Origin of the sequence: Mesomycoplasma ovipneumoniae, from assembly GCF_024758565.1 — a bacterium.
Lineage (GTDB): Bacteria > Bacillota_I > Bacilli_A > Mycoplasmatales > Metamycoplasmataceae > Mesomycoplasma > Mesomycoplasma ovipneumoniae_B.
Window position 1 is genome coordinate 487,501 of the sequence record NZ_CP079199.1, and the last position, 18,676, is coordinate 506,176.

Below are 18,676 nucleotides of genomic sequence, written 5' to 3' on the forward strand. Positions count from 1 at the left end.
TTTCACGTGTTCCGCCGTACTCAGGATCCATTTATGAGATTATATAATTTTGCGTACAGGGATTTCACCTTCTTTGTCAAAGCATTCCAACTTTTTCTGCTATTATATAATTTTGTAACTCAATTAAAATGTCCTATAACCCCGTAAAAACGGTTTGGGCTCCTCCCATTTCGCTCGCCACTACTTTGGGAATCATTATTTATTTTCTTTTCCTGTTGTTACTAAGATGTTTCAATTCACAACGTATCTCGCTGCTTTAATTATGAATTCATTAAAGCGCAACCTAGGTTTGCTAGGTTGGGTTTCCCCATTCGGAAATCTCCGTATCATAGCTTATTTCCAGCTCCACGAAGCTTATCGCAGGTAATCACGTCCTTCATCGACTTTCAGACCCAAGGCATCCACCAAATACTCTTATTTATTTAAAAAGTTAAAACTATCTTCTGAGTATAGCCTATTTAGATAATATATCTTAAGGTATTTTAACAATTTTAGAGTTTTTATAACTAAAAGTTATAAAATTTTAAAAATAAACTCGGTTTAATTTTAAAAGACTTTGGAATATTATCTGATTTTTAGATCAGATATAAAATTGTTACTGTTCAGTTTTGAAAGAGCTAATTGTCTTTTTACAGACATTTTGAGAGTTTTAGAGCTCTCAAAACTAGGTACATAATCAATTTCAAATTGAGATTGTATTAAAAAACATTTATAAAAAAGTTAAAAAAAAGTTTACTTCACAAAAAAAATAAAATTTACTAAACTAAACAAGGAGAAAATGAATTAATAGAACAAATTATTTCAAATTATTAAATTTTCTAATATGTTAGTTTGATTTTAACCACATTTAAGTAGTAATTTTCCTTAGAAAGGAGGTGATCCAGCCGCACCTTCCGATACGGCTACCTTGTTACGACTTCACCCCAATCATCTGTCCCACCTTCGGCGGCTGGCTCCTAAAAGGTTACCTCACCGACTTCGGGTGTTACAAACTCTCGTGGTGTGACGGGCGGTGTGTACAAGGCCCGGGAACGTATTCACCGCGGCATGCTGATCCGCGATTACTAGCGATTCCAGCTTCACGCAGTCGAGTTGCAGACTGCGATCCGAACTGAGAACAGATTTGTGGGATTGGCTTAACCTCGCGGTTTCGCTGCCCTTTGTTCTGTCCATTGTAGCACGTGTGTAGCCCAGGTCATAAGGGGCATGATGATTTGACGTCATCCCCACCTTCCTCCGGTTTGTCACCGGCAGTCACCTTAGAGTGCCCAACTGAATGCTGGCAACTAAGATCAAGGGTTGCGCTCGTTGCGGGACTTAACCCAACATCTCACGACACGAGCTGACGACAACCATGCACCACCTGTCACTCTGCCCCCGAAGGGGACGTCCTATCTCTAGGATTGTCAGAGGATGTCAAGACCTGGTAAGGTTCTTCGCGTTGCTTCGAATTAAACCACATGCTCCACCGCTTGTGCGGGCCCCCGTCAATTCCTTTGAGTTTCAGTCTTGCGACCGTACTCCCCAGGCGGAGTGCTTAATGCGTTAGCTGCAGCACTAAGGGGCGGAAACCCCCTAACACTTAGCACTCATCGTTTACGGCGTGGACTACCAGGGTATCTAATCCTGTTCGCTCCCCACGCTTTCGCTCCTCAGCGTCAGTTACAGACCAGAGAGTCGCCTTCGCCACTGGTGTTCCTCCACATCTCTACGCATTTCACCGCTACACGTGGAATTCCACTCTCCTCTTCTGCACTCAAGTTCCCCAGTTTCCAATGACCCTCCCCGGTTGAGCCGGGGGCTTTCACATCAGACTTAAGAAACCGCCTGCGAGCCCTTTACGCCCAATAATTCCGGACAACGCTTGCCACCTACGTATTACCGCGGCTGCTGGCACGTAGTTAGCCGTGGCTTTCTGGTTAGGTACCGTCAAGGTGCCGCCCTATTTGAACGGCACTTGTTCTTCCCTAACAACAGAGCTTTACGATCCGAAAACCTTCATCACTCACGCGGCGTTGCTCCGTCAGACTTTCGTCCATTGCGGAAGATTCCCTACTGCTGCCTCCCGTAGGAGTCTGGGCCGTGTCTCAGTCCCAGTGTGGCCGATCACCCTCTCAGGTCGGCTACGCATCGTCGCCTTGGTGAGCCGTTACCTCACCAACTAGCTAATGTTGCGCACCCCCATTTTTTGGTGAAGCTTTAAGGCTTCTTTTAATAAAAAAACATGCATTTTTTTATCATATCTGGTATTAGCCGCTGTTTCCAATGGTTATCCCGGTCCAAAAGGTAGGTTAGGTACGTGTTACTCACCCATTTGCTACTGAATATATTAGCAAGCTAACATATTCCGTTCAACATGCATGTATTAAGCACACAGATAGCGTTTATCCTGAGCTAGGATCAAACTCTCATGATTGCGTTCAATTTGAAATTGGTTTTGAAATTATATACCTAGTTTTGAAAGATCTAAAATTTTTTTTGCCGTTTTAACAGCGTAAATATAATTGTATCACAAAAAAATTTTTTTACAAATAATTTTTTTTTTTTTTTTACGCTGCCTGTTTTTAACTTTAAAACAAAGCTTAGTTATTATAACCCGGCAAAATAAAAAAACCAAGAAAAAAGTTAAAAAAAATTTTTTTCTTCTTTAATTTATTATATATAGGCATTTTTTCCTAATTTTTTTTGTAAATTTTGTAAAATTTTAGGAGATTTTTTGCTTTACACCAGTCCTAGTTAATCTTAAAAATGACCGGTGGATTTGAAAAAAAATATTTTTTTTAAATTTTTAACCAAATAAAAATATTTTTTTTCAAATTTGCAAATTTTTACATGTTTATTTGGGAAAATTTGCTTAATTTTATTTTTTTTGTTTGTTTTACAAAAAAACTTATAATTTATTATGTTAATGCTTTTTAGCGGAGAAATATGCCGATTTGAAAAATTATTTTATTAATTACAGGGATTTTTGCATTTTTGGTTGCACTAGTCTCATTTGTTTGAACATGAGTGAAAAAAAATAAATTAATTAAAAAATATAATTTCGAACACCAAAGTCAAAATTATGATGAGTGGATAAATCTAAAATCACAAGTCACTGAATTAGAAAGCGATCTTTGGCTCGTTGAAAGTCTTGAATTGGTTATTAATAAAATAAGGGAAACAAATTCAAAAACAAATTTATTTGTTGAAAAAGATGGTCTAGTTGCTTGTCTTAGTCAAAAAAATATCCAAAACTCAACAAACACAGTTTTTGATTCCTGGCTTGATCAAAACAGTTTGACAAAAAATATTGAAAAATTGCAAATAAAAAATCTAAAATATGCAAGCAATTTCGAGACTTTTTTTGATTTTATTTTAATTTCGGCAGAAATTAACCCTAAAAATTTTCTAGAATTTTTAGAAAAGGTTAAAATTGGCGGACACTTAGTCTGAAAATATAAAAAAAATCAGCGAAGGGCAATTTTAAAGATGTTAAAATTGCATAAAATCCATTTTGATGAATTTTTTTATTATAATTTTTTGATAATTCAAAAAAAATAAATTAAAATTTTACTAAAAATTGTTTAAAAAGGAAAAAAATGAAAAAAATGATGAATGACGAAGTTCTTTTAACACAACAAAAACTTGATGAAATAAAAAAAGAACTTGAACATTTAATAAATGTTGAGCGTGTTAATGTAATTCAAGAAATTAAAGATGCTCGCTCACAAGGCGATCTTTCTGAAAATGCCGAATATGATGTAGCCCGTGAAAAACAAGGGATAATTGAGTCAAAAATACGTGAATTTGAAGCTATTATTGCAAAAGCAAAAATAATTGAAACTCGTTCAGGATCAAAACGAGTTTCAATTGGATCAAAAGTTACTCTTAAAAATCTTGAAAGTGGTTTAGTTCAAACTTTTCAGATTGTTTCTTCAATTGACGCTGATCCTTTTGCCAATAAAATTTCCAATTTTTCACCGATTGCACAAGTTCTTTTAGGTCAACATGAAGGAGATGAAGTTGAAGTTGATGTAAATGAAAAATACTCGGTTAAAATTTTGGAAGTAACTAACGAATAAAATGCATTTTTCAATAAAAAAATTTTTTCCTGATTCGCCAGAAATGTGGAAAAAATTTGCTAAAATTACTATTCCAGTAATTTTAGCAACGCTTTTTATTTCAATAAATAATTTTGTTGATAATTTCATGGTTTCCCAAATCAGTGGCGGTATTACGGCTGTCGGGATGGCCAATTTTTGAACAGGAATTGTTTTTTCTTTTATAATTTCGATTAACACAATCGGGTCAATTATTTTTGCCCAATATTGAGGAAAAAAAGAATTTAAACTGGCCCAACAAGTAAATAATATTAGATATATTCTTTGTTTTATTGTTATTTTATTCTTTGCTGTTCTCTCTTGAGCTTTTCCTGAAAGTCTGCTCAGAGTGGTTCAGTGAAGAAGGGGTTCGTCAAATTTAGACCAAGATATTTTTGATCAGGCAAAAAGTTACTTATTTATAATAAGTTTTTCTTGAATCTTGTTTGCCTACATTGTCACTTCCTCAGGAATTCTGCGCGAAATTGGTGTAATGAAAGTTTCTGTTCTTTTTAACACTTTAACCTTAGTAATGAATATTGGTCTTAATTTTTTCCTAATTCCGCTAATGGGAGTCTCTGGTTCAGCGCTTGCAACTGTAATTTCAAGACTAATAACCTCTCTTTTAATGTATTTATATCAACTTTTTTATAAAAAAGAAGTTAGTCTCTCAATTTTAAAAATGTTTCAAATTGAGAGAAACATTTGAAAGCAGTTTTTCGCCCGTTTTGTCGGAATGTCGCTTGTAACTATTGCCTCTTTAATTATTTCAATCCGTTCAGTTCTTTGATCTCAAAGTTTGCCGCCAGGTTCAATTGGAATTGACGATGGAAGTGGTTTTTATAAATTTTGAGGCATAGGATTTTTAACTGTTTCAGGAATTATTATCACAATTGCTAACATTTTTTTTACAACTTTTGCCTCAATTCAGACAAGTGTTTCGATTGTTGTTGGTCAAAATTTAGGTCAAAATAAAATTGAACTAGCCAAAAAAAACGCTGCAATGCTCAAAGGTTTTTTGTTTGTTGTTTCAGTTGTTATGTCAGTTGTTGCCTTTATTATCGTTTTTGCTATCACAAAAACTGACTTGATCACAACGGGAATTAAAGAACAAGTTCAAAAAGGATTGTCTGATTATTTTAACGAAAATAATTTGCCAATTGACCAAGCTGTTATTGACGCTCAAAAAGTTTTGGCCGTTGATTTTTATTTAAATCAGATTTTTATGATCTGTATAGTTATAATTTTAATTAATCCAATTTGGGTTCAAATTAACTCCTCTTTAACGATAATTAAAGCCGGCGGACGGGCTAATTTTGCTAGTTGGTGAGACTTTTTTACCGGTTTAGGGCAACTTGTTTGACAAATTCTTATAGTTTTTGTTCTTATCCCTCTTATTTCTGAAGTTCATTTAAAACTTTTTGTTTCACTGACAGTTTTTTATCTTTCAGATATTCTAAAGTGAATTATTTTTGAACTAATTTATCTAAAATCTAATTGAGCGATTAATTTGACGCTTGAAAATTCGACTTTAAAAGAATCTATCTAAAATCTTGTTGTTTATAATTTTTTTGCTATAATTTATTAAGTTAAACTCATTTTATAAGGGGAAAATTTTGGCAAAAGGAGAAATTTCATGGCTAAAGTGACAAATATGAAAATCTCTTTTGTGGCGATTTTCATATCAATTGCGGTAATTATGTTAATAATCGGAGTCAGATTGGCTCCTTTTGCTATTTTACCTAATTTCCGCTTTTCAATTATTGGACTGCCGATTAAAATAACAGGTTTTATTTTTGGACCAATTGTTGGTTTTTTAACCGGTTTACTAGCTGATTTGATTACTTTTTTGTTCATTCCCGGTGTTTATTCTTGGTATTATACTCTTAGTCTTTCACTTACTGGGTTTATTCCTGGCGTTTTCTTTTGATTTTTTGTTGCTCAAGGGAAAAAATGATTCCAAAAAGATAAAATTTTAGAACGCTTAGGAGATAAAATTTTTGCCCAAAAGCGAGAAATTTTTAACTACACTTATGATGCAATTAGCCATAACACAAAAGATATAAACTTAGAGCGAAAAATGCGGCAAAATTTGCTTAGATTACAAAAAAAAGTCGCTAAAATTCAAGGTTGAACCGAAGAAAAAGCTTTATTGAATTTTTATTGAATATCGAGTTTTGTTGTCTTGGCTTTAATAGCTTCGGCAGTTATTTCGACGGTTGTGTTTAATTCTTCTATTGATTTTAGCAAGGCGCGCTTCATTTCTAGCAAAACTTCGTTTTTAATTTTGATTCTTTTTGGTACTTTTTCAATGATTATCTTTTTACTTGTTGCGCGTTTTGTTAACTTTTTCCGTAAAAATGATCGATATTTGACTCTTGTTCCAATTATTGCATTCTCTGCCTTGCACGAACCAATTGCAAGCGTTCTTGCCGCAAAAGGTGATGTAGAATCTGGTGCACTTAATAATTTTGAAACCGCTTTTTTAACACATATAATTATTTCTCCTGCTAAAATTTGGATTAATGCCTCTGTTATTTATTTCACTGCAAGAGCTGTTGTACCTTTAGTTTATAAAAAATTCTCTTACTCTCTTACTTAAATTATGGAAAATATTATTAATTTTAATAACGAGAAAAAGCAAAAACTTGTTTTTCATAATATAAAAAATAAGTATTGAAATTATTTTAGTCTTGAATTAGATGCAAAACAATGTGGATTTATTTATTCCTCTGATCCAAATTTTTTTAATGAATTCAAAACAATTCTTCAAAAAGAAGATTCTTATAACGGATTTATTCTTGAAAACGATAAACCTTATGATTACAGCAAAAACAGTTGTTTTTCAGATTTTTTATCAAAAGAAATGTATGAAAAAATTAAAAAAAAGCTCGTTATTCAGGTTCTTTTATCCCATTGAAACACAAAACCGTTTGAAATTGAAACTAATACAACAAGAAAATACCTTTTATATTTAACAATGCCTGAAATTGATCGATTTATAACAAATGTGGATAATCAAATAACTAATTTGTTAGAAAAAAGTGCTTTTTTTTCTTTTAATTTTACCGAAATGGTCAATAAAATTAAAAGCGAGTATAAAACATTAAACGAAAATTTTTATAATTTATACATAAAAACAGAATTAAATCCAAAAGTTGAGCGAGAAAATTTAAACCAAGAATTAAAGCTTAGCAATCCTTTTTTTGATTTTAAATTTGACAATTTTAAAAACAACGAAACAACCCAAAATGCATTAAAAATTATTAAAAATGATATAAAAAACATTATTAGCCAGCATAATTCGCTAACAAATTCACCAGATGCTGACCTTTATAAAATAAAAATTTTTACTACTGGGTATGCTTGTTTTTTGAATTTAATAAAACAAAGCGGAAATTTCAGGTGATTGTCAACTGAACAAATATTTCAAATTTACTACGAATTTGAAGTTTGGATGTCCAAATTGTTAAACCAAAAAAGTCTTGATAATATTCCAAGTGTTCAAAACTTTTTTGATAAAACTTTTGCTGATGATTTTTGAATTTTTTGAAGAAAAAATCGCCAGCAAAAAATTCTTGAAGAAAAAAATAAAAAGGCACAAAAACACTTTAGAACAAAGAAAATTAACGCTTTTCGCAAAGAAAATCCTTATTACCAAAATCTTAAAATAAACAGCAAAACTTTGCTACGCGCCAATGTTTTGTGACAACACGAAGTAATTAGAATGAAAAAAAGTCTCAGAAAGAAGAATTTTAGTAACTCTTTTTTTGCAAAAAGACTTTGAGTTTCTTCTATTGAGAACAAATTAAAAAGATTAAAAAATAAAATTTCAAAAAACGAATATTCGACTCATTTTGCTTTTTTGAGAGATACCTTGTTGGATTTAAAAAATTTTTTTTACTATTATAATTTAAGCAGAATTGATACTTTTTTGCGAAAAAATCAATTTTTGATTTTTTGTTTTGAAAACAAAATTAATTTTGACATTTTGTACCAATTTTACGGTGATCTTCCCGAAAATATTTTGTTTTTTTTAGAATTAAAAAAAACAAAAATGGGTAATTATTCTCGCTTTTTATTTGACGAAAATTCTTTTTACCTAAACACTACTTACAAACAAAAACTTTTTCAGCATTTTTTTAATGACGGCGAGAATTCGGTCCAACTTTTTATTTGTGCAAAACGGTCAATCAAACCTATTCGTGATTTTAGTATTGTTTTTATTGAAAACGGTACTTTAATCGAATATATTCAAGAGGTGGATTTGCCTTTGACTCCAAAAACCACATTTGCTAAGTTTTTTTACCAAAATAGTAGTTTTGATCGAACTAATTTGTATTTGCTTGAAACGCAACTTTACAAGCAAATACAAAACGAAGTTTTTCGAAAAAACCCCTCTGGAATCAACAACAATTTTGAATATTACGCTGATTTTTGAAATCCTATAAAAAATATAAAAATAACTAACGAATTTCCGAGACAAAACAGACTTTTGGACGAAGATATTCTTGTCATAAATTTATAAGCGGTGAACCATGGAAAATAAATATAATCATAAAATAGTTGAAAAAAATAGAAACCAAAAATGACTTGATAAGCGTTTTTTTTATGCTAGTCCAAATCCAAAAAAACCTTTTTCCATCATAAGCCCGCCGCCAAATGTCACAGGACACTTGCATTTAGGTCATTCTTGAAATATTTTTATTCAAGATTCCTTGATTAGATTTCATAAACTTCAAGGTTTTGACGTTCTTTTACTGCCTTGCGTTGATCATGCCGGAATTGCTACTCAGGCAAAAGTTGAAGCTTTTTTAGCGGAAAAAAATATTTCTAAATTTGATTTAGGCCGCGAGAAATTCATCCAAAAATGCTATCAGTGAAAAGACGAGCAATATCTAAAAATTAAAGAACAATGAAATAAATTAGGGATTGCCTTTGATTATTCCAAAGAAAGATTTACACTTGACAATGAAGCTCAAGTCGCTGTTTCAAATTTTTTTATCAAATTATGAGAAAAAAATTTGATTTATCGCGGAAAAAGAGCGATAAATTGAGATGTAAAATTACAAACTGCACTTTCAAATATTGAAGTGATCAACAAACCTGTAAATCAAAAAATGTATTATTTAAAATACTTTTTGAAAGACTCAAGCGAATTTTTAACCGTGGCAACAACAAGAATTGAAACTATTTCATCCGATGTTGTCTTAGCCGTAAATCCAAAAGATAAAAGATATTCAAACTTTATTGGCAAAGAAGTTATTCATCCTTTAACTAAAAAAATAATAAAAATAATTGGCGATTCTAATGTTAGTCAAGATTTTGGCTCAGGGGTTATGAAGGTTTCGGCTCATTCAATTTTAGACTTTGAAATTTTAGAAAAAAACGACTTGTCTGCCGAAGATTGCATTGATGATTATGGAAATTTAAATAAAAATACCCTTGAATTTGAAGGAATAAACAGATTTGAGGCCAGAAATTTAATTGCAAAAAAACTTGAAAATGAAGGTCTTTTAATTAAGGTCGAAGATGTTGTTTCAAATGTCGGCTTTTCACAAAGAAGTGGTGAAATTGTCGAAATTCTTAAAAAACCACAGTGATTTGTAAAAATGGATGAATTAGCTCAGTCTTTAATTTTGCATCTAAATTCAAAAGATAAAGTTGTATTTTACCCGCGCGGATTTGAGAAAAATTTAAGAAAATGATTCGATAAAATCCACGACTGAACTATTTCGCGCCAACTTTGATGAGGTCACAGAATCCCTGTTTGGTATAAAAATGACGAATTTAAGGTTCAAATAACATCACCTGGCCAAGGATGAACTCAAGATCCTGATGTTCTTGATACTTGATTTTCTTCAGGAATTAGCGCATTTTCTTTTTTAGGATGACCTAATAATTTTGAATTAATTAAGTCCTATTTTCCGACAAGTTTACTCGTTACAGGGTGAGATATCCTGTTTTTTTGAGTTGCTAGAATGTATTTTTCCTCTCTTTTTGTTATGGATAAAAAACCTTTTGAAAAAGTCCTACTTCACGGTCTTATTCGCGATGAAGAAGGACGAAAAATGTCAAAATCGCTCGGAAACGGGATTGATCCTATGGAAATAATTGAAAAATACGGGTCAGATTCTTTAAGACAAATGCTTCTTTTTAATTCTAGCCCGGGAAAAGATATCCGATTTAGTCTTGAAAAATTAAATTCAGCTTGAAATTTAAGTAATAAACTTTGAAATATTGCCAAATATATCAAAAGTTTAGATAATACTTATCGAAAACCAGATTTTATCGACTTTTGAATGGAAGGTAAAATTTATGATTTTAAAAAACAAATTGTAAAAAATATTAAAAAATATAATTTTAGCGTTATTGGAACCGAAATTAATAATTTTATCTTTGGGGATTTTTCTTCTCGTTATATAGAGTTGATTAAAACTAGACAAAACGGTTTTTATGCTAGAAAACTATTAAAAAGCGTTTTGATAATTTTGCACCCATTTATGCCTTTTTTGACTGATTTTTTGATGGAAAAAATTTTTGATGAGGAAATTTTAGAACAAAAAATGCCTAGAGTTAGGCAATTCAATGACAATCAAAAGGTCGAAAATATCCTTGAAATTATTGATAGTTTAAGATTTTATCGCGAAAATTTACAGATTTCAAAAAAAATTATGTTGGAATTTTGTGTTATTGATGCAGAGTTCCAAAAAGAAGAAATTGAGATTATTAGTAAATTTGTTTTTGGAAAATGAGTTCCAAACAATGAGTTTATTATTAAAACAAAAAACTTTAAAATTTCGCTTAAAATTGCTGATGAGATAAAAAAAGCGCAAGAAGAAAACTATAAAAAAGAAATTCAATTCTTAAAAAGCGAAATTTTAAGGGCAGAAACCTTACTTTCAAATCAAAAATTTGTTGAAAAAGCGCCCAAAGAAAAAGTTGAACTCGAACGTGAAAAACTTAAGAAATTTAAAGAAAAATTAGAGTTTTACGAAAAAAAATAAGTTTATTTTTTTTCGATTATTATAGAAAAATTGTTGTCAAAGTTAACTGTGTTGCCTTCAAAAGGTACGACAAAAGTTTGGGTGAAAAATCTAACAAACGGATAATCTGATAATTGGTCTTTTGGATCTTCAGTTTTAGAAAAAAACGCTTCGGGATTAGTATTTTTTTCATATTTATCAGACTTATATTCCAAATTAATCACTGAAATATTTGAATTTAGGCGGTTTGTCTGTGTTATTTCGTGTTTTAAGTTGTTTTGTTTTTCATCTAACGTGAACGTGATTTCATTTTTTTCAAAATCAATATTTTTTAAAAAAAGCTTGTAATTAGGGAATGTTTCTGATTCAAGAAATCCAAATAAATTTTTTTCTTTGCTTTGGGAAGCACTAGGATCTTTGCTTTTATAGGCAAAAGAATTAAGCATTTGGTTAACATTTATTTGCAAATAATTTTTATTATCGTTTGAAATAAGATCTTTTTTTAATAATTTTAACTCAACAGAAGAAAACGGGGTTAAAGTTCGAGGAATTTTTGCGGCGGTTTCGGTTATGTTGATTTTTTGGCCATTTTGTTCAAATTCTGTAAAACCAACTGAAGTTGGGATTACGTAAATAAACCAAAAATCCTTTGAATTTTCGGCTACAGTTGGGACATAAATTGAGTCAGGGCTTTGATTCAATTTGCGCTTAGTTTCCTGAAGTTGCTTAGAATTATAGTAGCGATTTATTAAATTTAAGTATGTTATTTGCGAATTTGGGCTAAATCTTGATGTATATTCGGGATTTATTTTTTCTGATTTTGAGATTTTTGGAGCATCTTTTAGATTAAGTAGGTAAAATTGTGAATCATTTTGCTCGTATATTTGTTGCTGTTTTTCGGCAGGAATTTCAATTAAATTCTCTGAATTAATGAATTTTTTCAAATTTATAGCATTTTGAACACCTAGACCTGTTGGATTTATAAACGGATCTTCGGTTTTATCAACTTGTCCACATGAGGCTATGATAAAAAAAGTTTGTGGTATTCAAAAACCACTAAATAGAAAATGTCGAAAAATTTTTTTTACTTTTTTGTTAAAATTCACAGTTAAATTTAAATAAATCCTTCTAAAATTAATAAATATTTACGACTCAAAAAAATTAGCTTTAAAGATTTTTAGGCGCTCAGGTCCTTTGGGATTAATGAATTTATTCGCCAAAGTTAAATATGAGTCATAGTTAAAAATTAGTTCTCTTTTATTTTTAAAAGTAAAACTTCATAAGAAAAATAGGACTTTGTTAACAAAAAGATCAGGATTTTCTAAGATATTTCGATCTATTTCAAAAGGAAGTTGTAAAACGTAGTCCTGATTTTTATTAGCAAGTTGGTTCTCTAAAACCCTTAAAAAATCATCTCAATTTAAACCAGTGTCACAAATTTGTTTTTTAGGCAAAATGTTTGTTTGCTTTTTGTTAGGCAAATGTTTAAAATCTCAATTTTCTAGTAAATCAATCGGAAAGTCAAATTCTTGATTTTCAAGATCAACAACTGCAGTTGCAATAATTGTAAGGTTTGCGGGAATATAAATTTTTTGCTCTTCATTTGAAAAAACATATGATGAAACTTCTGGGAATGAAATTGAAAAAAAGCTGTTAGCTTTTCCATCGCGATAAAAAAGCGGTTTTAGTTGTGAAACTAAATCAATTGCAGCTTTTTTATCCATGTTTTCAAGAATTAGGAAATATTTTTTATCTGGATTTCAAAAAGAGGTTCTCAAAATTCGTGAAAATGGGCCAGGAATAAAATTAGCATCATTTTTTTCATCAACACTAAAATCACTATAACCAACAAAATCTTGGATAGTGTAACTATCAGAAAAAGTAGCTATTTCATAGTTATTTTTGTCCAAATGGTGATTAAAAATATTATTTTTAATTTCATAATAAATCTGGTTTTGTGATGGGGAAATTAAAAATATATTCTTACCGGATATAATTTTTGTTTGTTTTTGGCTTATTGTGATTTCGTCATTAATTTTTCTTCTATCTAATAAGTTGAAAAAATTTTGTTTGAATTTGGGTTGATTTAGTAAATTTTTAATTGAAAAGTCGATTATTTTATATACGTTGTTGATAAAATAATTATAATAATACTCTCTGGATTTTAGAAATGTTGAAGCTGGAAGTTTTACATTATTAATTTGGGTTTGCGATTCTTTCGGTAAATAGCAAATTTTTTCTGATTCTACGGAGTTTTTTTCTAGTTGTTGAGTTTCTTTTTTTGTTGTTTCGATATCTTCAGTTTTAGTTGACTTTGAATTTAATGATTTTGCATTGACAGTTTGTGAATTTTCACAAGGACAAGAGAGAGTTTCATGAGAATGTAAAACGCGAGGTAAAGATTTTTTTGTTTTACACAAATATTCCTCAGGTGAATTTTGCAAATTTTTTTCGGTGTTTTCAGACCAATATGTTATTTGAGAATCTAAAATTACGCCTAAATTCATAGGATAATTTTGATTTGTTGATAAATTTTCAGGATTGTTTTCGCAGCAGGTTTGGCTGTCAAATGCAGGAGTATAAAATTGGGAAAATTCGCCTAAATCACTCTTTTTTTCAGTGGGTTTGATTGTGTCTTCCGTGTTTTTAACTTCACACTTGCTTAATTCAGTTATTGTCTCTGGTTCTTGAGTTTGATCTAAAACTTGGTTTTGGGGTTCCAAGTCGTCCTGAGCGTCTTTTTTTTCGACCGGAGTTTCGGTTAAAGTTTCGCTTGGGATTTTGTTCGGAGTTTCATTTTTATCTAAAACCGGAGGTATTTCTTGTGTTTTATTTTTCAGAACACTTATGATATAGTCATAATTTGCTTGAGAGTTTGAAGTTAAATAATTAGATCATTTTTCTGGGTCTTGTCTTATAAGACTCGCTTTTTCAAAATTATGCGATTCTAATTGCGTGTTGCATTTACTTATTAGTTCGTCAATTCTTAAATATCAATAATCAAAAAGTTTTATTTTAAAAAATTTTGTGCTGTATTGTTGGTTTTTTTCGCGAAAAGACAAAACTTCAAAAAAAATCCCAGAAGTTAGAATATAAAAAATATGGTCTTTTTGCGTTAAGTTATAACGCTGATGTTTTTCATCAAATTCAGGACAAGAGGACTCGCCGAAATTAAAATTATCAAAAATTTCATCAACTGAAACAGGGTGATTTTTTTTCTCTTTGAGCAATTCTAGCGTCATTTTAAACAAGTGGCGATACTCTTCATTAATATAAGTAACTAAATTAAACAAAACAATGCTTATATATTCGCGCACTTTTATTGTTCCGTTGTTTATTAATTTTGCTAAAATATTAAGTTTTTGTTGTCCGTTAGTTAAAATATTCGTTTTTGCTATCCCTAGTTGAGAGGCTAATCTTATGTGTTCGCTCAAGTCCCCAACTGGTTTTCAGTTTTTATTTTTATAAATTTTTAGTCATTTACTTTTAAAATTTTGGTTTATTTCTTCTTTATTTAAATAAAGCGCTTTAATTAATATTTCTAAACTTTCAGCTTTTCGAAGGTGGGTATTTGAAATAAGTGTTCAAATGCAGGGTGAAATTTTGTTATTCATTTAGTATCTCCGTAGATTTTTAAACTTTTTAAACATTCAATACTATTTTAGTGAATTTTTGCAAACCTTTATTTAAATTATTAAATCCATTTTTTCCTACGCATTCAGGGTTGAACTTTTTCACGATAAACTTTGGATTTTTGAAAATAATGGACGCCAAGTGCTTGCATAATTTCTCAAATACCACCAATAATTCAATAAATTTGAAGTGAAGCTTGAAAAATTATTCCAAAAAACACAAAAATTATTGACATTATTCTTTGTGTTTTTACTTGTTTTTTATATGTCTCATTTTCTTGAGCGTTAATTATTCTTTTTGTTTTATTTTTATTTAAAATTTTTGGAATTATTTGCTGCAATGCTTGAACTAAAACCGTAATAATTATTATTGGAAGATAAATTCATTGTCCATCAAAAAGTTTTTGATAAGAAGTTGCTGCTAATTCAAGTCCTAAAAAATAAGTAACTTTAAAACTTGGGATTCCCTGGAGCGCTCGCCAAACAGCTATAAAAATAGGCATAGTTACTAAAATTTGGGAAAAAGGTGCAAAAGGTGAAAAATTGTTTTTCTTATATAGGTCGGCAACTTCTTGTCGATGACGTTGTTGCATGACTTTATTTTTTTTGTAATTTTCGTATTTTGCATCAATTTTAGCTTTTTTTAGTTGTAACTCATTTTGCTTATTTTGACCAAAAATTGTTTTAAATCTGAAAGAAAAGGAGATGAGCTTTGTTATTACAACGATCGTTAAAATCGCCAAAATTGTTATTCAACCAGACCAAGCGGATAATGATTGGGACGAGGTTACTCAAGTAATTATTTTAGAAATCGGGTAAACAAACATCGAATAAAAAGGTCCTAATTTCCATGATTCAAGTCAACTAACAATCGGGAATGATGGAATTTCATTTTGGAAAGCGATTTTTCTTGCAAAATTTTCATCGTTATTATTCCAGTTGTAAGTTTTGTTTTGTATATCAATTCGGGAAAAATTAATAGGAAAAATAATTTTTTTTATAGATTCGGCGTATCCAGAAATAATTTTTTCAGTTTCAGGAGAAATTTCTTTTCCTGCCTTTGATTCATATTCTTGAATTGCATTTTGCAGTTTATTATCTGAAAATTCTGGTAATGAAATTAATTTGTTATAAAGAACTTGAAGAATATCACGGCTAAAAGTTGCATAACTCCGATTAACCGGAGGGAGTTTGTCGTCTATTTTAAAGAAAAACTGATCAATTTTTTCACTTATGTTAGCTGTTTCATTGGTGCTATTTTGAAAATTAAAATTATTAATAGGCAAACTTTTGGCGTTTGACAGACTTTCAAAATAATTTTTATCAGATTTTTGGCTAAAATATTTTGGAGATGGAATATTTATTTCAGTTCAAACAGTTTTTTGCTCATATGATTTTTGCGCAGAACTGAAAAAAATAAATTCATTAGTTTTGTCGCCTTTTAAATATTCAAATTCATTTTCATTATTTTGGAACAAAAGAAGTGAATTAAACTCACCAAAATCTGAATTTTTATCTCCAATTTGTTGTCTTAACAGGTTTAAAACGCTTTCTTGATTTACTTTTTTTGAATCAGCGGAAATCAAAAAGTTATTGTTTTTCGTTGCTAATTCAATACCAGGCGCATTTTCATTTTCTGATTTTTTAAAAATTGTATAATTTGGGGTTATTTCTTCTTTAGAATTATAAAACTCAAGCGCTTCACCAACATTATGCGAAGTTTTTACAACCAATGATTGAATACAACCGGTTAGAGAAATTCCGAAAATAATAGTGTAAAAAAAGATTTTCAAAAATTTGAAAATAGATTTGAAGTTTTTGAAGCTATTTTTTTTTGATCCGTTTTGGTTCTGGAAGTAATCAAAAGCCTTTGGTCGTGTTTGTTTATTTTTCATTTTTTTGGAATTCTTTGAATATTTTAATAATTTCGTTCTCTTTTTCTTTAAAATTAAGTGTTAAAAATGATTTTCTTGTTATTAAAATTACTCGAAATTTTGGTGCAGAGGGTCAATCTTTTTGAAGGTTGTGAAGAATATTTTTGATTTGCCTTTTATAATAATTTCGTTTAACTGCATTAGCAAATTTTTTCGGAATCGAAATACCAATTTCGAAAAAAGCAAATTTTGAATAATAAAGAATAAGAGAATTTGTAACTATTTGCTTTTTAGATTCAATTATTGCTTGGAATTCTCAATTTTTTTTAATAGTCGGAATTTTTTGCAAAATTATCCTAAAAACTATTTATCTGATACAGTTAATCTTTTACGACCCTTTAATCTTCGAGCTGCTAAAATTTTTCTACCGTCAGTAGTTGACATACGTGCGCGGAACCCATGAGTTTTTATATGTTTTAGTTTATTTGGTTGGTATGTTCTTTTCATGATATCTCCTTTTGTTTTATTTGTTTTTTTAAAAATATTGCTAAAATTTAAAAAAACATAGTTATTTTGTTGACTTGCGCCCAAAATTGTACAGTTAAATTTTAACACTTTTTATATTCTTATATAAATATAAAATAAACGTTTCTAAATTTTACCACAAAAGAAGGAAAAATCAAAAAAAATGAATGCAAATAGTAATATAAAAATCAGAACCCAAGAACTTCGGCAACAAATTGAAAACCTATTAAATGATAAAATGGTTTACAACAATTTTTTTCAAACAATTTTTGTGGTAAACGAGACAGAAACCGAAATTATCGTTGATTTTACAGATCAAATCGCAAAACAAGAAGTTATTTCTCGATGAATTGATATTGTAGAAAAAGCAATTTCTAACCTTGAAATTTCTAAGATTTTAACTTTTAATAATGAAAATAATTATATAGCAAAACCTAAACAAGTGCATGATTTTACTATAAAAAACAAGTATTGCAGCTTTAAAATAAACAACTTTTTGAATAAATTTACCTTTAAAAACTTTATAAGGTCTAATTATAATTTTCAGATTTTTAGCATTTACGATTCGATTATAAGCGATACGAAGCTCAATTTTTCGCCGATTTTTATTTCAGGACCCTCAGGAATAGGGAAAACTCACTTTATTAACGCCATCGGAAATTTGCTGGCTGAAAAAGGTAAAAAAGTTTTCTACATTAATGATTATAAGTTTATAAGTTGCATAACCGGCTGAATGCAAAACGGTGAAAGCAATAAAATCAGTGATTTTTTAGAGTGACTGACTCAAGTTGACGTTTTTTTATTTGATGACATTCAAGGTTTGGGACATAAACACCAAACTTCAATAGTTGCTCTTGAAATTTTGAACAAATTTATTGAAAATGATAAAACTGTAATTATAACATCGGATAAATCACCCTCTTTATTGGGTGGTTTTGAAGAAAGATTTATCACAAGGTTTGGTTCAGGTTTGCATATAAAATTAAATAAGCCAAAAAAAGAGGACTTTTTGCGGATTTTTACACATAAATTGCGCGAGCAAAATTTGGATAAACACATTTGGACAACTGAAGCGCTCGAATTTCTTTCAAAACACTTTCGAAACTCAATCAGAGAACTTGAGGGCGCACTAAAGTCAATTGTTTTCTACATTCAGACAAATAGAATTAAATTTCAAAGTGAAATTTATTTTGACAAGCAAAAAATGCTCGAAATTTTTGTAGAAAAACATGAAACTGAACAAATAATCACGCCTGATTTAATAATTCAGAGCGTTTCTAAATATTATGGAATTCCCGTTAGCGATATAAAAAGTGAAAAAAGAGATAAAAATATAGTCCACGCGCGTGATATCGCCATTTGATTAATTAAGAATATTCTCGACTTGACTCACAATGAGGTTGGGTCATTTTTCAATAACAGAAAGCACTCGACAATAATTTTTACACTTAGAAAAATTGATAATTTAAAACAAAGCAATAATAACGAATTAGAGTTAGCCTTAAACCAAATATATAAACATTTAAATTGAAGTTTTAAACATAGAAAATAATAAAAATTAACACTGTTTTTTGTAA

At 30.0% G+C, this 18,676-nt stretch carries 12 protein-coding genes and 2 rRNA genes (1 of these 14 cut by a window edge); 7 read left to right on the top strand and 7 right to left on the bottom strand.

All coding sequences use genetic code 4. The features are described 5' to 3' along the window. Together KW512_RS01750 and KW512_RS01755 are read right to left on the bottom strand one after the other, a co-directional pair. Positions 1–429: ribosomal RNA gene (locus KW512_RS01750) — 23S ribosomal RNA — on the bottom strand (it extends 2,481 nt beyond the left edge of the window). 439 nt (positions 430–868) lie between these two features. Continuing rightward, positions 869–2,416 (bottom strand): 16S ribosomal RNA (locus KW512_RS01755). The 16S and 23S rRNA genes sit together here, the layout of an rRNA operon. A gap of 512 nt (positions 2,417–2,928) precedes the next feature. Between KW512_RS01755 and KW512_RS01760 the strand changes: the two genes are divergently transcribed. From KW512_RS01760 to KW512_RS01785, 6 genes are all read left to right on the top strand, one after another. Next, positions 2,929–3,543 (top strand): BC85_0335 family putative methyltransferase, encoded by a 615-nt coding sequence (locus KW512_RS01760; protein WP_258841779.1) that lies wholly within the window; start codon positions 2,929–2,931, stop codon positions 3,541–3,543. Positions 3,544–3,581: 38 nt separating this feature from the next. After that, positions 3,582–4,064: a transcription elongation factor GreA gene (gene greA / locus KW512_RS01765; RefSeq protein ID WP_010320993.1), complete on the top strand. Its 483-nt coding sequence runs from the start codon at positions 3,582–3,584 to the stop codon at positions 4,062–4,064. A 1-nt stretch (position 4,065) separates the two neighbouring features. Beyond that, complete coding sequence (locus KW512_RS01770; RefSeq protein ID WP_258841780.1) at positions 4,066–5,631, top strand: MATE family efflux transporter; 1,566 nt, start codon at positions 4,066–4,068, stop codon at positions 5,629–5,631. A gap of 87 nt (positions 5,632–5,718) precedes the next feature. Next, positions 5,719–6,684, top strand: coding sequence for a LytS/YhcK type 5TM receptor domain-containing protein (locus KW512_RS01775; RefSeq protein WP_258841781.1), 966 nt, complete (start codon positions 5,719–5,721; stop codon positions 6,682–6,684). Positions 6,685–6,687: 3 nt separating this feature from the next. After that, complete coding sequence (locus KW512_RS01780) at positions 6,688–8,610, top strand: hypothetical protein (RefSeq protein ID WP_258841782.1); 1,923 nt, start codon at positions 6,688–6,690, stop codon at positions 8,608–8,610. A 10-nt stretch (positions 8,611–8,620) separates the two neighbouring features. Continuing rightward, positions 8,621–11,089 (top strand): valine--tRNA ligase, encoded by a 2,469-nt coding sequence (locus KW512_RS01785; protein WP_258841783.1) that lies wholly within the window; start codon positions 8,621–8,623, stop codon positions 11,087–11,089. A 2-nt stretch (positions 11,090–11,091) separates the two neighbouring features. Here the strand turns inward: KW512_RS01785 and KW512_RS01790 are convergent, their stop codons facing one another. From KW512_RS01790 to rpmH, 5 genes are all read right to left on the bottom strand, one after another. Continuing rightward, a complete protein-coding gene (locus KW512_RS01790) occupies positions 11,092–12,174 on the bottom strand; it encodes a hypothetical protein (protein WP_258841784.1) in 1,083 nt (360 codons plus the stop codon). 39 nt (positions 12,175–12,213) lie between these two features. Next, positions 12,214–14,682: a hypothetical protein gene (locus KW512_RS01795; protein ID WP_258841785.1), complete on the bottom strand. Its 2,469-nt coding sequence runs from the start codon at positions 14,680–14,682 to the stop codon at positions 12,214–12,216. Between the two features lie 80 nt (positions 14,683–14,762). Next, on the bottom strand, positions 14,763–16,595 hold the full coding sequence (yidC, locus tag KW512_RS01800) for a membrane protein insertase YidC (protein ID WP_258841787.1): 1,833 nt from the start codon (positions 16,593–16,595) through the stop codon (positions 14,763–14,765). Then, entirely contained in the window at positions 16,585–16,923 is a 339-nt protein-coding gene (rnpA, locus tag KW512_RS01805; protein ID WP_010321001.1) for a ribonuclease P protein component, read from the bottom strand. The genes yidC and rnpA overlap by 11 nt, the downstream gene beginning before the upstream one ends. Before the next feature lie 14 nt (positions 16,924–16,937). Further along, a complete protein-coding gene (gene rpmH, locus KW512_RS01810; RefSeq protein WP_258841788.1) occupies positions 16,938–17,081 on the bottom strand; it encodes a 50S ribosomal protein L34 in 144 nt (47 codons plus the stop codon). Positions 17,082–17,262: 181 nt separating this feature from the next. On the opposite strand from rpmH, the gene dnaA reads away from it, so the two are divergent. Continuing rightward, entirely contained in the window at positions 17,263–18,651 is a 1,389-nt protein-coding gene (gene dnaA, locus KW512_RS01815; protein ID WP_258841789.1) for a chromosomal replication initiator protein DnaA, read from the top strand. Positions 18,652–18,676 lie beyond the last annotated feature (25 nt).